Origin of the sequence: Xanthobacter sp., assembly GCF_041911315.1 — a bacterium.
In the GTDB taxonomy this organism is placed as follows: Bacteria; Pseudomonadota; Alphaproteobacteria; order Rhizobiales; family Xanthobacteraceae; genus Xanthobacter; species Xanthobacter aminoxidans.
This window is the reverse complement of the sequence record NZ_JAYRPE010000079.1, coordinates 19,832-34,367: the sequence shown is the minus strand read 5'-3', so window position 1 is coordinate 34,367 and position 14,536 is coordinate 19,832. Positions and strand designations below refer to the sequence as shown.

The 14,536-nt window shown below is 68.6% G+C and carries 12 protein-coding genes; 3 read left to right on the top strand and 9 right to left on the bottom strand.

Translation table 11 applies throughout. From position 1 onward, the window contains the following. Nucleotides 1–129: 129 nt before the first annotated feature. Nucleotides 130–1,137 (bottom strand): ABC transporter substrate-binding protein, encoded by a 1,008-nt coding sequence (locus ACE3QW_RS22835; protein ID WP_374254233.1) that lies wholly within the window; start codon nucleotides 1,135–1,137, stop codon nucleotides 130–132. Nucleotides 1,138–1,389: 252 nt separating this feature from the next. On the opposite strand from ACE3QW_RS22835, the gene ACE3QW_RS22830 reads away from it, so the two are divergent. Then, complete coding sequence (locus ACE3QW_RS22830; RefSeq protein WP_029558098.1) at nucleotides 1,390–2,568, top strand: hypothetical protein; 1,179 nt, start codon at nucleotides 1,390–1,392, stop codon at nucleotides 2,566–2,568. Nucleotides 2,569–2,574: 6 nt separating this feature from the next. On the opposite strand, the gene ACE3QW_RS22825 is transcribed toward ACE3QW_RS22830, so the two are convergent. Together ACE3QW_RS22825 and ACE3QW_RS22820 are read right to left on the bottom strand one after the other, a co-directional pair. Further along, entirely contained in the window at nucleotides 2,575–3,612 is a 1,038-nt protein-coding gene (locus ACE3QW_RS22825) for a FecR domain-containing protein (protein WP_374254230.1), read from the bottom strand. Nucleotides 3,613–3,625: 13 nt separating this feature from the next. Further along, nucleotides 3,626–4,948: a tetratricopeptide repeat protein gene (locus ACE3QW_RS22820; RefSeq protein WP_374254228.1), complete on the bottom strand. Its 1,323-nt coding sequence runs from the start codon at nucleotides 4,946–4,948 to the stop codon at nucleotides 3,626–3,628. Between the two features lie 418 nt (nucleotides 4,949–5,366). Between ACE3QW_RS22820 and ACE3QW_RS22815 the strand changes: the two genes are divergently transcribed. Next, the gene (locus tag ACE3QW_RS22815) at nucleotides 5,367–6,299 is read left to right on the top strand and encodes a ring-cleaving dioxygenase (RefSeq protein WP_374254227.1); all 933 of its coding nucleotides are present in this window, start codon (nucleotides 5,367–5,369) and stop codon (nucleotides 6,297–6,299) included. Between the two features lie 68 nt (nucleotides 6,300–6,367). Further along, a complete protein-coding gene (locus tag ACE3QW_RS22810) occupies nucleotides 6,368–7,030 on the top strand; it encodes an alpha/beta hydrolase (protein WP_374254225.1) in 663 nt (220 codons plus the stop codon). 16 nt (nucleotides 7,031–7,046) lie between these two features. Here the strand turns inward: ACE3QW_RS22810 and ACE3QW_RS22805 are convergent, their stop codons facing one another. From ACE3QW_RS22805 to ACE3QW_RS22780, 6 genes are all read right to left on the bottom strand, one after another. Then, nucleotides 7,047–7,832: an SGNH/GDSL hydrolase family protein gene (locus ACE3QW_RS22805; protein WP_374254223.1), complete on the bottom strand. Its 786-nt coding sequence runs from the start codon at nucleotides 7,830–7,832 to the stop codon at nucleotides 7,047–7,049. A 133-nt stretch (nucleotides 7,833–7,965) separates the two neighbouring features. Further along, nucleotides 7,966–9,642 (bottom strand): radical SAM protein, encoded by a 1,677-nt coding sequence (locus ACE3QW_RS22800; protein ID WP_374254221.1) that lies wholly within the window; start codon nucleotides 9,640–9,642, stop codon nucleotides 7,966–7,968. 245 nt (nucleotides 9,643–9,887) lie between these two features. After that, the gene (locus ACE3QW_RS22795; RefSeq protein WP_374254219.1) at nucleotides 9,888–11,294 is read right to left on the bottom strand and encodes an acyclic terpene utilization AtuA family protein; all 1,407 of its coding nucleotides are present in this window, start codon (nucleotides 11,292–11,294) and stop codon (nucleotides 9,888–9,890) included. Beyond that, nucleotides 11,291–11,593, bottom strand: coding sequence for a DUF4387 domain-containing protein (locus ACE3QW_RS22790; protein WP_029558089.1), 303 nt, complete (start codon nucleotides 11,591–11,593; stop codon nucleotides 11,291–11,293). Before ACE3QW_RS22790 ends, ACE3QW_RS22795 begins: the two co-directional genes overlap by 4 nt. Nucleotides 11,594–11,615: 22 nt before the next feature. Continuing rightward, entirely contained in the window at nucleotides 11,616–13,058 is a 1,443-nt protein-coding gene (locus ACE3QW_RS22785; RefSeq protein WP_374254217.1) for an FAD-dependent oxidoreductase, read from the bottom strand. Then, entirely contained in the window at nucleotides 13,055–14,530 is a 1,476-nt protein-coding gene (locus ACE3QW_RS22780) for an aldehyde dehydrogenase (protein WP_374254215.1), read from the bottom strand. Before ACE3QW_RS22780 ends, ACE3QW_RS22785 begins: the two co-directional genes overlap by 4 nt. Between the last annotated feature and the right edge of the window lie 6 nt (nucleotides 14,531–14,536).

Here is a 14,536-nt window from a genome sequence, read left to right as displayed (position 1 = left end):
CAGGGGAAAAGTCGGCGAAGCCGGCGATCACCCCGGCGGCCTCAGGTCAGGTCGCCTTCGGCGATCCCTTGCGCTGGACCCCGGCTCGCATTCCGCTATCGCTGCATGCGTCCGGGGTACGAAATCGCGTCACATCTTCCGCTCACTCGCCGGCGGCAGATACTCGCTGGTGAAGATGTCCGCCGCCGTGGGCTTGGCCTTGAACTCGTAGGTGATGCCCACCTGATCGATGGACTTCGCCAGCCGCGCGGGGTCCACGTCGCCGGTGCCATTGGCCTTCACCCAGTCGGTGACGATGTTGTCCTTCAGCGCCATTTCGAGGCGGGCCAGTTCGATGGCCTCGTCGGCCGTCTCGTTGCGCTTCATCACGGACTTGATGGCGCTCTTGGGGTCCTTCGCCGTGTCGATGATGCCCTTGATGGTGGCCTTCACGAAGCCCTTCACCACCTCGGGATGGGCCTTGGCGAAGTCGGGGTTCACCATGATGGCGTTGCCGTAGAGCACCAGGCCGTGCTTGGACATGAGCATCACCGCGATGTCGTCCGCCGGCACGCCCTTCTGGCGCAGGTTGAAGAAGGAGGAGAAGGAGAAGCCAGTGATGGCGTCCACCTTGCCGTCGGCCAGCATGGGCTCGCGCACGGGGAAGCCGATGTTCTCGATCTTCACCTTCTCGGCGTCGATGCCGTTCTCCTTCACGAAGGCCTTCCACTGGGCGAAGGCGCCGTCCGGCGCGGGGGCGCCGAGGATCTTGCCCTCGAGATCCTTCGGCTTGGTGATGCCGGTCTTCTTCAGGCTGACGATGGCGAAGGGCGGCTCGTCATAGACCATCTGGACGGCGGTGACCTTCTTGTCCGGGTTCTGGTCCCGGAACTTCATCAGCGAGTTGATGTCGAAGAAGCCGATGGGATAGGTGCCCGCCGCCACGCGCGCGATGCCGGCCACCGAGCCGGGGCCGCTGTCGATGGTCACGTTGAGGCCCTCGGCCTTGTAGTAGCCCTTGTCCAGCGCCACGAAATAGGGGGCGGACGGCCCCTCGAACTTCCAGTCGAGCGCGAATTTCACGTCGGTCTCAGCCAGCGCGGGCGCCGCTGCCAGGGTGGCGAGAACGGCGGCGAACACGGAACGCATCAGGCCCATGAAAAAGCTCCTCGGTTTCGCTGCCGTGGACTGCAACCGCCATGCCAGCGGCCCCGCACGCCGTAGCGGCAGGCCACGGGCGCCCCGACCGTCGCGGATCGGCCACTGCCGCACGATGAGGCAGGCAGCCTCTGCCCTCAAGATCGGCAGATTGCTTAGGCCATAAGCAAACTGCGCTCTTCCCACCCTGCTGGACAGATCCCGCCGCCTGGGCCACTCCATCAATGACAGATGCCGACAAGCGGAGGGGCCATGGCACGGCGGGTGCTGCTCACCTGGGAACAGGGCGCGGGGTTCGGCCACACCATCCAGCTGGCGCGGCTCGGCCGGCGGCTCGCCGAAGCGGGCGCGGAGGTGGCGGCCGCGGTGCGCCACCTGCAGAATGCCGGGCCGCTGGCCGAAGCTGGCATCCGCCTGATGCAGGCGCCGCCGTGGCCCGCCCCTGCCCCGCGCGCTGGCGACCATATCCCGGCCTCGGCGACGCTGACCGACAGCCTCGCCCGCGTGGGCCTGCGCGATCCCGACAGCGTGCGCCCGGTGCTGCGCGCGTGGCGCGACCTGATGGATGTGGAGCGGCCGGACCTGGTGGTCTGCGACTATGCCCCCCTCGCCGGGCTTGCCGCGCGCGGGCGCTGCCCGGTGATGCAGGTGAGCACGGCCTATTGCCTGCCGCCGGCGGACCTCGAAGCCATGCCGGTGTTCCACGATTTCATGCCGTCCCAGCATCCGGATGGCGAAGTGGTCGCGGCGGTCAACACCGCGCTGGCGGATACGGGCCTTGCCCCCATCGACCGCATCGGTGCCCTCTTCACCGGCGATGACGCCTTCGTGCGCAGCTTCCAGCTGCTCGATCCCTACGCGGACCTGCGCAGCCGGCAGGCGGAAGGCCCGGTGATGACCGAGGCCATGCGCGAGGCGTCACCCGATGCCCGCACCGTCTTCGCCTATGTCCACACCGACGTGGCCTCGCGACCGGACATAGCCGCGGTGCTGATGGCGCTGGCCCCACGGCTGGAAATCTTCGTGCCGGGCGTCGACCGCTCCTGGCTCGCGCCGCTCTCGGCGGCCGGGGCCATCGTGCATGGGCGGCCGGTGTCCATGGCGGAGGCCATGACCCGAACCCGCCTGCTGATCCATCAGGGCAGCGCCGGGGTGGCGGCGGATGCGCTGGCGGCGGGCGTGCCGCAAGTCACCTTCTCGGTGCATGTGGAACACTGGCTGAACGGCGAGGCGCTTGCCGCCGCAGGGCTCAGCCGCAATTTCCCGCTGTTCCATCCCGATGCACGGGTTGCGCCGGGGCCGGTTCTGGCCGCGCTGGCAGACAGGGACATGGCCATGATCGCCGCGGCGGCCGGCCGGATGCACCGGGCGGAACTCGCCGCCGGCGATCCGCTGGACACGCTGACGGAGCGCTGCCGCGCGCTGCTCTAGGCTCGCTCAGTAGCCGATCGGCCCGCCGCCACCGCCGCCGATAGGTCCACCGCCGCCCCCTCCCCCGCCGCCACCGGGGAAGCCCGGAAAGCCCGGGATATTGGGGAAGGTCGGCAGGTTGGGGAAGCTCGGGAAGCCGCCCCCGCCGCCATAGCCGCCGGGGAAGCCGCCGCCGCCACCGTAGCCATAGGGCGGCGGGGTGACGGGAATGACGACGTTGCCCTGGTTCTGCTGGGAGGCCTGCTGGGCGATGGTGTCCGCCTCGCCCTGAAGCTCGGTGTTCACGGACCGGCAGGTCGCCGCCGCGAGGTCCATGGTGGTCTGCCCCTGCACCGGCACGCCGCACGGATGGCTGGACCCGCGGTCGAGACCGGTCGTGTCCGCGACCGGGCCGCGGCGCCCGCCGGTCTGGCCGGTCTGGCTGCGGGTCTGGGCGATGACCGCATCGATCTGGGCCTGCGACACGCGCACCGGACCGATCATGCCACCGCGCCCGACCGTGACCATGAAGCCGGGCCGGCGGATGACGATCGTCTCCCCGCCCGGCCCCACCACGGTGAGGGTGCCGAACTGGAGGATGGCCTGGGTCTCGCCGTCGCGGTGGATGATGGCCGCGACGCCGCCGCGGATGCCGATGGTCGCCACCGGCGTCTTCACCTCGGCCCCGCCGGTGTGGCTGGCATTGCCGCCGACGAAGCGCGCCGCGCCCTTGGTGAGGGTGAGCGCCATGGAGCCGGCCTTGGCGTTGGGGTCGTAGACGAACTCGTCGATGACGAGGTTCGAATTGGGGCCGATGTTCAGCGTGGTCTTGTCCACGAACAGGACCTGCACGCTGCCGGCGGAGCTGGTCTCGATGCGCTCGCGGTGGATGATGCTGGAGCCGAGTTCCAGCGTCCGCACGCCTGACCCGGCATTGCCGGTGGAGCGGGGATTGACCGCGGCGGCCGTGCCGACGCTGTTCTGTGCAAGCGCCGGGCCGGTGGCGGCCACGATGGCGAGGGAGGCGACCGAAGCCAGGAGACGGGCGGGGGTGCTGATGGGCATGATGCGTTGCTCCTCAGAACCGCACGTTCGGGCCGATGGAAACGCTGAAATTGTCGAACGCATAGTTCGGCAAGGTCGAGGTGGACCAGCTGTACTGGACCTGCGTCAGCAGCCCCCACTGCTCGTGGACCGGAAAGTCCAGCGCGAGGCCGACCCGGTACTGGTTGTCCTGTTCCGTGATGAACCGGGTGATGAACGGGTTGGGCGCATCATAATTGTAGCGCGTGTAGCCGACGCTCGGGATGACGATCCAGCGCTTCACGCCCCACAGGCCCTGGAACTCGAACGGCAGCGCGAGGTCCACCGCGAAGGTGTTGTAGGAGTACCAGGGCAGGTCGCCCGAGGCGTCGTTGTAGGAGAGCCGCGCGCGCCAGCGCCAGTCGTCGGTGATGCGGCCGAAGGCGTTGCCGCCCACCGTCCACATCTCGCCGCTCTGGAAGGAGGCGGTGGGATAATCCTGCGACGACTGGTAGTCGCGCTGGCGGATCTCCGCGAAGGGCTCCAGCCCGAACCAGGCACTGAACGGCAGATAGAGCGAGACGCCAGCGCCGTAGGTGCCGAGATAGCCGCTGCCGCCCAGCGCCACGCCGCCGGCGAGCACATAGGCGCGGATGGACGAGCCCGGCAGTGCGTCCGGCGCCAGCGCGAAGCGCGGACCGGTGTTGAATTCGGCAAAGCCCAGGTTCAGCTGCTGCAGCTGGAACTGCTGCGAATAATAGAGATTGAGGTTGGTTTCCCAGACATCGCCGCGCTGGTTGCCGAAGTCATAGACGTGGCGGATGGAGGCGAGCGCGAAGGCGTTGCCGTCCGCCTGCGCGGCCGCGCTCGGCGGCAGCAGAGCGCCCACGTCCTGCCCGATCACGAGGCGGCTGGAGGGGCCGTAATTGGCGTTGGACTGGTAGCGCACGCCTACCTGCCCGTAGACGCTCCACTGGTTGGTGGAGAGGCGGCGGTCGATCTCCACCAGATAGGCGGCGATGTTGTCCCGCTCCTGCCCGGTCAGTTCCGGCGACTGGGCGATGGGCTCGAAATAGGCGCGCGCGGATTCATAGGAGCCGAGCCGGTAATAGAGCCGCGCCAGCTCGAGGCGCACGCGCACCAGCTTGGGATTGTAGAAGAGGATGCGCTCGTAGACGCCGATGGCGGCCTCGTAGTCGCCCACCTCAACCGCGCGCCGGGCAAGGCGGAAGGCCAGCTCCACGTCCGCCGGACGCTTCATGGACTGGTCGAACAGGGTATTGAATTCAGGGTCGGAGTCCGCCAGCACGGTCTGCTGCGCTGCCAACGCGGGTCCCGCCAGCACGCTCAGCGCCACAGCCAGCACGATGCCGCGCACGGACGCCCTCGCCCCCAAGCTACCCCTGCTCGGGTCCGCAACCCGAGTATTGTACCGCTTCACCAGCATGCCTGACCATCCGGCTTGTGCTGGCAAGGCCCCGCCCCTTGCCCATGCAGCGATCCTTACCATTGCGGGTGCTGGAAGGGGATTCCGCGCGCCGGACAAGCCAAGGATTCATGCGCATTTCCGTGAGGTAAAAGCATTTTTGCCACAGGCGCCCGGGCGACGCGCCACGATCATACCGCCACGCAATCCTGTCCTCGCAATTCGCACGATAGCGCGCTGGGACCGCCCAAACTCCTCGCATTCTCAGATTGCACGAATGCAATGAATATCCACTTTCATTCCATCAATGCTTGCATAGATTGATCTCAACGGCGGCCACGGTGCCGCCCAGAGGATCAAGGAGCAGACCATGCGCAGCATCGGACTTCACCACGTCACCGCCATCGCCGGCCCGGCCCGTCGCAATCTGGACTTCTACACCCGCACCCTCGGGCTGCGGCTGGTGAAGAAGACCGTCAATTTCGACGATCCCGGCACCTATCACTTCTATTTCGGCGACGCCGCCGGCTCGCCCGGCTCCATCCTCACCTTCTTCCCCTGGGAAGCCGCCGGCACCGGCCGGGCGGGCGTGGGCGAGACGCAGGAGACCGCGTTCCGCATCCCGGAGGCGGCGGTGAGCTACTGGACCGAGCGCCTGATCACCGCCGGCCTTTCGCCCGACCTGCCGGAGAAGCGCTTCGGTGAGACGGTGATCGCCTTCAAGGACCCGGACGGGATGCGCATCGCCCTCGTCGGCGTCCCCGGCATCGAGGCCGAGCCCGCCTGGGCCGGCGGCGAGGTGCCGGAGGCGCACGCCATCCGCGGCATGCATTCCGTGACCCTCCTGCTGAAGGAGGCCGGCGCCACCGCGGACATCCTCACCGACGTGTTCGGCTTCGAGGAGGCCGGGCGCGATGGCACCCGCATCCGCTACCGGGCGCCGGGGGTTGCGGTCGGCGGCATCGTGGACATCCGCGAGGCCGGCGGCTTCCTCTCCGGCCGGCAGGGACGCGGCAGCGTCCACCACATCGCCTTCCGCGCCACTGACGACGCGGCGCAGGCCGAGATGGTGGAGAAGCTGACGGCCCGCCACGGCCGCCACGTCACCGAGCAGCGGGACCGGAACTACTTCCGCTCCGTCTACTTCCGCGAGCCCGGCGGCGTGCTGTTCGAGATCGCCACCGACGATCCCGGCTTCGCCGTGGACGAGGCGCCCGAGCATCTCGGCGAGGCGCTGAAACTGCCGGCCCAGTACGAGGCGCACCGCGCCGAGATCGAGCGGGTCCTGCCGCAGGTCGCGTGAGCGGACAGGCCCGACACCCCATCATCGCCCGGCCGCGCCAGCGGCCGGGCCGGAAAGGAACTGCCCCAATGACCACCGTTCCTGATGCGCTTGCCGCCCCCGCGCGGAGCGCCCTCTCCTTCACCCACCGCTTCGTGCCTGCCACCGATCCGGCTGCGGCGCCGCTGCTGCTGCTCCACGGCACCGGCGGGGACGAGAATGATCTCATCCCCCTCGGCCGGATGCTCTCGCCCGGCGCGGCGTTGCTGTCGCCCCGCGGCAAGATCAGCGAAGGCGGAATGCCGCGTTTCTTCCGCCGGCTGGCGGAAGGCGTGTTCGACGAGGAGGACGTGGTGCGGCGCGCCCACGAGCTGGCCGATTTCATCGGCGAGGCGCGCGCCGCCTATGGCCTTGCCGCCCCCGTAGCGGTGGGCTTCTCCAACGGCGCCAACATCGCCGCGGCCGTGCTGATGCTGCGTCCGGACGTGCTCTCCGGCGCGGCCCTGCTGCGGGCCATGGTGCCGCTGGCCAACCCGCCGGCGGGCACCCTTCCGGGAACGCCGGTGCTGATGCTCTCGGGCGCCGCCGACCCCATCGTGCCCGCGAACAACGCGGCCCGGCTGGCTGTCCAGCTCAATGAGCGGGGCGCCCGCGTGGAGCACCGCACGCTGCCGGGCGGCCATGGCCTCACGCCCACCGACATGACGGCCATGCGCGACTGGCTCACGCGGACCGGCGCGGCGGCGGCCTGAGGCTCAGCGCGCCGGTTCAGCGCGCCGGCTTGGCCGAAGCCGTGCCGCTGCCACCGCCCTGCTTCGCCGCCGCGATGATGGCGGGCGCCAAAGCATCGGCGAGGCAGGCGTAGCCGGCGTCATTCATGTGAAAGCTGTCCCACGACAGGGTGCCGCGGAACCCCTTCGGGTCTTCCGCGGCCCACTGCTTCATCATGGCGTAGCGGCGCAGCAGCGGCACGCCGCGCGCCGAGGCCGCCGCATTCACCGCCGCGACGAACGTCTCATAGCGGGCGAGATCGTTGATGCCGGGGAAATACTGCTGGTCGATGACCACCACCGCCGCGCCCGATGCCGCGATGGCGGCGAGGCCATCGGCGACCGTGGCGCGCAGCCGTGTCGGATCGCCACCGAAGATCACGTCGTTCGTCCCCACCTGCCACAGCACCAGTTGAGGCGCCGGCTGGGTCTGAACGAGCGACTTGAGGCGCGCCAGCGTGGACGGCCCGGTCTCTCCCGAGACGCCGGCATTCACCATGGCGACCCGCCCTTCGCCCAGTGCCGCTGTCAGGCGGCGGGCGAGCTGGCTCGGATAGTTGGTGTCGCCGCTCGATGCGCCCACGCCTGCCGTCGTGGAGGAGCCGATGGCGAGGATGCGCAGCGGCTGGCCCTCCCTGAGCGCCTTGACGCCGGCAGGCATGGACAGCGCCGGCGAGGGCCGCGCCGTGCAGCCCGCGGCCTGGGCGGCATTCGGCCCGCCGGCAACAAGGAAACCGCCCAGAACGGCGAGCAGCGGGACCGCAAGGAAACGAAGGCAGCGCATGGGGAAGGACCGATCCGGAAGAAACGGCGCCCGCCGAACGGACGCCGGGGCGGATTGAACCCAAGGCGCGCGCGACGTCAACAGTAAAGCTCCACGGGGCGCCTCACTCCGCCGCGCCTCACTCTGCCGGGCCTCACTCTGCCGCGCGCATGGGGGATGCCCCCTCTTGCGGCCGCCCATCCGCCTTCACCCGGGGATCGGTCCAGCGGCCCGCCTCGATCTCGGCGATCTGCCGCGAGACGTCGCGCACCACCTTCCGGGAGAAGGGGCCGAGATGCATGTAGAACAGCGCCAGCGAGAGCAATTGCTCCAGCCTGTCCAGCCGCTTGAGCCCGCGCAACGCCACCGGCCAGATGTGCACCGCCGCCCGCGGATGGCGCCAGGTGACGGTGGCGAGCACGCCGAACAGCCGTCCGAGATCGGCGACCATCTGCCTGACGTCGATGGGCGCCGGCGGGGCCGGCGGCTCGGTCGCGGCGGGCGGCTTGGTCGCGGCGACCGCCCCTTCCTGCCGCCCGACGAGTTCAGAAAGCCGGCGGATGCGGCCGAAGAAGGCGCGCGGGGCATAGACCCGGGCATAGACCTCGCGGTAGCGCCGCAGCACGTCGATGCGCGGCTCCAGCGTCGCGAAATTGAGGCCGGCGCCGGTCTGGTCCCCGTGGCGGAAGTCCTCTTCCTTGATCGGGAACATCCGCCCTTCCCGCTCAAGCCGGCGGGAGAGCTGGGTATCGGGAAGCGCGTAGAGCAGGCCCAGCGAAACCACCGGGATGGCCGCCTCCTCGATCAGTTCCGCCATGGCGTCCGCCGCGTCGGGGGACTCATTGTCGAAGCCGACGATGAAGCCCGCGATCACCACGATGCCGGCGGCATAGATCCGGTGGACGCTGGCGGCGATGTCGCGCTTGGTGTTCTGCTTCTTCTGCGTGGAGCGCAGGACCTCGGGATCGGGGCTCTCGATGCCCACGAACACCAGATAGAATCCGGCCTCAGCCATCTGATCCAGCAGCGCGCTATCGTCCGCGAGGTTGAGCGAGGCCTCGGTGGAGAAATGGAACGGGTGGCCGTGCGCCCGCTGCCATTCGATCAGGTGCGGCAGGAAGGCCTTCACCGCCTTCTTGTTGCCGATGAGATTGTCATCGACGAAATCCACATGGCCGCGATAGCCGAGCGCGTAAAGCGCATCCAGCTCCGCCAGCATCTGCGCCGCCGTCTTGGTGCGCGGCACCCGGCCGTACAGCTCGATGATGTCGCAGAACTCGCAGGTGAAGGGGCAACCGCGCGAGAACTGCACGCCCACGAACAGATAGTCCGGCAGGTGGAGCAGATCGAAGCGCGGCACCGGCGTTTGGGTCACGGCCGGCCGCTCTTCGGGCGTGGTGATAAGGCCGGAGCGGGCACCGCTCTCCCAGGCTTCGACGAAGGCGGAGAGCGTCGCCTCCGCCTCGCCGAGGACACGGAAGTCGGCGGCCGCATAGGCTTCGGGGCTCGAGGACACGTCCGGTCCGCCCACCACCACCACCTTGCCCGCCGCCTGCATGGCAGCGACGGCGGCCAGCGCCTCCTGGCGCTGGGGCAGCATGCCGCTGACGAACACCACGTCTGCCCACTCGAGATCAGCCGGGTCCAGCGCACGGGCGTTCAGGTCGCACAGGCGCGCCTCCCAGTGCGCCGGCAGAAGCGCGGCGACGGTGATGAGGCCCAGAGGCGGCGCCATGCAGCGCGCGCCCTTGAGCCGCGCCAGCTCCAGATTGCGCCAGAAGCTGTCCTGCGCAAACCGCGGATAAAGTAACAGTACCCGGACGCTCGACATCGCCGCCCCTATCGCCGCCCACATGATTCGCAGATGACCATAGGGCGGTTGCGGGACCGTGTCATCGCAACGGACCATGTGGCGTCAAGGGCAAGCTGGATCGCGGCCACGGCTCGCGCGGCCACGGACCCGTCAGGCGCGCGTTCCCCCCGTTTGATCGTCGGCCGAGATGGCCCCGCCGCGCACGAGTTGGGTCGGCGCCATATGGGCATCGAGATGGGAGATCATGCCGACCCCCATCTATCCTATATCTTTATTTCCTCAATAAATAACGGGAAGTGCGCCGCGATATCGTCGACGTCCATGATGTGATAAATGTTGAATCTGTAGGCTGGCCCAAGATCGACCTCCGGGGGCGTAAAGGGAAAGGCCAGATTACCAGCGGTCGACATGCGCCCCTCGAACCCCAGATGCAGCAGATATTGCTTGGTCGTCCGCATCACTTGCATGGCCCGATCCGGGTTTGGCGCGAGACACTCACCGAGTATGAAGACTTCATGGGGCGAAGGGGGCGCGCCATCGACGTCGAGCGGACGGACGCCGTCGATGCCGTAGAGGCGGAACGCGAGCTGGTAGTCCTCCGGCGCGTTCTCGCACACGAGGTCACGCACCACCTCCTTGATCCGGTCCACGACCCCCGCGATGTGGAGGATGAAGTTGGGATCCGCCGCCGCGCACAGCAGCACGGCCCGCGACCCGACGGACACGGCCCCCTCCAGCTTGATGGTCTGACGCGAAGCGGGGCGAAAGTCCGCGCCGGAGACGCGGGTGCGCCGCGCGTCCAGCGCCTCGAAGCGGGCGTTGGAGAGATCGACCGCCCCGGCCGGCTCGCGGATGGTGAAAGGGTCTGCCTGTTCATAGAGGCTGTGACCGGCCACGGAGGCCGGGGTGGCGGCGCGCTCGGGGTTCATGCTCTCAAGCTCGAACCCATCGCGATCTATCGTTGCCAGGATCGCATCGCGCCCGCCGGGACGGCAGCAAATGGACGCACATTCGACGATTTTCGCCATGTGGATCGCCAGCCCCACCGGAAGGCCGGCCATGATCGGCAAGGCGGAGAAAATTCCGGTATCGCATGCGCGGCCGGCAATGATCACGTCGGCGCCGGACTGCAAGGCGCGCTGAAAGGCCTCCACACCCATTTGCCCGACGATGTGAGCGGCGGCGTCCACATCCGCCTCTGTGAGGTCGGGCATGGTATCCACCGGCCTGATACGGCCTTCGCGCAACGCCGCCTTGACGGCGGAGCGGGAAATGTCGGCGGGCATGTACGCAAGCGTGAAGGACAGGCCGTCTTCCGCCGCGATCTCCCGCACCAGCTCCAGCGTGCCTTCCAGATGCGGCGCGGCGCCCGCCGATCCGGCAGAGCCGATCACCAACGGGACGCCAAGCTGCCGGGCGCCACCAAGGACCCGGCGCAGATCCTGCTTCGTACTGGTCCGGGATGTGGCCATCTTCCCGCTGCCGAGATAGGCGGGGCCGATGTCGATCGACCCCATGTCGCAGCCGATCATGTCCGGCCGGCGCGCAAGGCCGGCCTCGAATGCCGCCGCGGGAATGCCATAGCCGAGCTGCCCTGAGGCCCCGAGGATGCGGATGCTGCGCCGACGGCCGGACGCGATGTCGTCAAGAAGGGTGCCGATGCCGTTCATAAGTCGATTCCAAGCAGCGGCGCGTGCTGTTGGGCGCCGTAGACGTCACGGTCGCCGGGATCCCCCGACATCACCTTTCGGGGGATCGATATCTTGATGGCCAGCGCCGGACGGTAGATATGGACGGCGACCCGCTCCAGCGCTTCGCCATAGCGCCGCGCGACCTCCGCACGCAGCGTTTCAGCCGCGGCGGCCACGTGGTTGAAGCGGTCCTCGTCGGGAAAGACGAGGTCGAAGGTCAGGACCAGCGGCCCGGCATTCTTGCTCCGCAGAACGGAGACCATTTGATCAAGCCGCATGCGCCTGTCTCCGGCTGGTCGATCAGTTCACGCCGACGGCGTGACGGCCGGCGATCCGGCCGAAGACGGCCCCCCGCAGCACCGAGGTTGCCCCGGTATACCGGCCGTAATAGATGCCCATGGTCTCTCCGGCCGCGTAGAGATTGGCGATGGGCTGGCCGTCGTGGTCGACCACCTGGGCATTGGCGTTGCAGCGCAGTCCGCCGAAGGTGAAGCAATTGGCCGAACTGATCGGCCACGCCCGGAACGGCCCCTGAGCGAGGGGCAGCGCCCAGTTCGACTTTGGCGGCGAAATGCCCTCGGTCGCGAGACCGTCACACTCGAGCGGCTTGAACGTGCCCGGCCGCGTCGCGGCGTTGAAGGCCGCCACCGTCGCTGCCAGTTTCTGCGGTGGGATGTCGAGCTGAAGCGCGAGGCCTTCCAGCGTGTCCGCCGTGAACGGCTTCTTGTCGCTCCGCACCGTGCGCTGCCAATTCGGCACATCGTCCAGCCGCGCGTCGCAGATCACATAGGCGGTTCCGCCCGGCAGCCGCCCGATCAGGCGTGCGATGTTTTCATAGATCGTATCCACGGTGCCCGACGCCTCGTCGACGAAGCGCTGGCCGTCGCGATCAACAAGGATGCCATAGGGAAACACAAAGACGATGGGCTCGGACTGCCCCGATCGCGGATCAATGGGCTCGGCGTGGTACTCGGTGTAGTCGCCGCAGGGTGCCGCTCCGGCTTCGAGGGCCATCTTGATGCCCTCGCCGCGATTGTAATAGCCGCCCCGGGCAACGGGGCGGATGTAGCGCGCCTGCGCCCCGTAATAGCGCGCCTGCATCTCCGAATTGCCCTCGAACCCGCCGCAGGCGAGCACCACCTTGCCGAGGAAGCGGCGCATGCCGTCCCCCGTCTGCGCCATGATCCCGGCGACCGACCCATCCTCGGCCCGCACGAGGCCGCGCGCGCTGGTCTCGTAGTGGAAGTCGACGCCGAGCTTCTCGGCGGTGGCGGCAAGCGCCTCCACCAAGGCGAGGCCCCCGCCCACCGGGCAGATGCGGGTGGTGGAGGAGGTGATGAGATACGTCGCCATGTCGGAGAATTTGATCCCGGCGCCGCGAAGCCAGGAAAGCGTCGGGCCGGCCTCCCGCGCGAGCGTCGAGATCACCTCAGGATCGGTGAAGGAGAGCGCCTTCACGATGGGGGACCAATCCGCATAGGGACGGCCGGTCTCGGCGATCAGCGACGGATCGAGGTTCCACCCCGCGTTCTGCATGAAGTGCTCTTCGAAGTCGTCGGAGACCTCGTTTTCGTTCTTCATGCGCATGAAGGCTTCGGTCCAGCGCGTGTTGCCGCCCCGCTCCTCGATGCAGGAGCGCTCAAGGACGGCCACGCGGCGCCCGGTCTCCGCGGCGGAGACAGCGGCGGACAAGCCCGCAATGCCGCAGCCGACAACAACGACGTCGTAAGCGTGCTCGATCATAGCTTGACCGCGAACGGATCGCGCTCCTCGTTGGAAAAATCGATCATCACGTTGCGAATGCTCGTGAATTCATCGAGCGCCACTTCGCCGCGCTCGCGCCCGAAGCCGCTCTCCTTGAAGCCGCCGAAGGGCGCCTGGACCGCGACCGCGCGATACGTATTGACCCAGACCGTGCCGGCCCGGATCGACCGGGAGACGCGCATGGCGCGCTGGAGGCTTTCCGTCCACACGCCGGCCGCGAGGCCGTAGCGGGTGTCGTTGCCGATCTCGATTGCCTCTTCCTCGGTATCGAACGGCAGGATCGACAGGACGGGGCCGAACACCTCCTCCTGGGCGATGGTCATGTCGTTCCGGACATCCTTGAAGATGGTGGGCTGCACGAAGAAGCCCTTCCCGAGCCCCGGCCCCTCGGCTGCGCCACCGCCGGCGGCGAGGGTCGCACCGTCCCGCTTGGCGGCGTCGATCATGCCGAGGATGCGGGCGAACTGGGGCTCGTTGGCCGCGGTGCCCATCTCGGTCGCGGGATCGCAGGGGTCGCCGAGCCGGATGCGGCTTGCGCGCTCCACCAGCGTCTCCACCACCTGGTTGTAGACGCCGCGCTGAACCAGCAGGCGCGATCCGGCGATGCAGGTCTGGCCGGTGGCGGCGAAGATGCCGGCCAGCGCACCGATGATCGCCTTCTTGAGGTCGGCATCGTCGAAAATGATGTTGGGCGACTTGCCGCCCAGCTCCAGGGTGGCCGGCACCAGGGCCCGGCCCGCCACGGCCGCGATCTCGCGCCCCACGCCGGGGCTGCCCGTGAAGCTCACGCGGTCGATCCGCCCCGAGGCCAGCAGCGCCTTGCCGACCCGCGCATCCCCGGTGACGACATTGACGACGCCGGGCGGAAAGCCTGCGGCCTCCACCAGCTTGGCGAACTCCAGCGTGGTCGCCGACGCGTGCTCGGAGGGCTTGATCACCACGCAATTGCCGGCGGCCAGAGCGGGGGCGAGCTTGTTGGACAGGAGCCCCATGGGGGAGTTCCAGGCGGTGATCAGCACGCACACGCCGATGGGATCGCGCACCGTGTAGTCGAGCGTGTCGCGCTGATCGAGCGGGATGGTCTTGCCCCAGAGCTTGTCCGCATAGCCCGCGAAGAAGCGATACTGCCGCGCCGCGAACAGCATCTGGCTCTGCGTCTCGCGGATAACCTTGCCGTTGTCCGTGCTCTCCAGCCGGCCCATGCGCGGCGCGTCCGCGGCCAAGAGGTCGGCGAGCTTGTTCATCAGCCGCGCGCGCTCGGCGCCGGAGGTCTTGGACCAGTGGGTCTCGAAGGCCGTGCGGGCGGCCGCGATGGCGGCCGCGACCTGCTGGTCGCTGGCCTGCGCCAGCGAGGCCCATTCCTCGCGCGTGTAGGGGTTGATGGCGGGAAAGCGTTCCTGTCCCGGTTCCTCGACCCATTGGCCGTTGATGAAGAGCTTGTAGTGCGTCATGCGAAA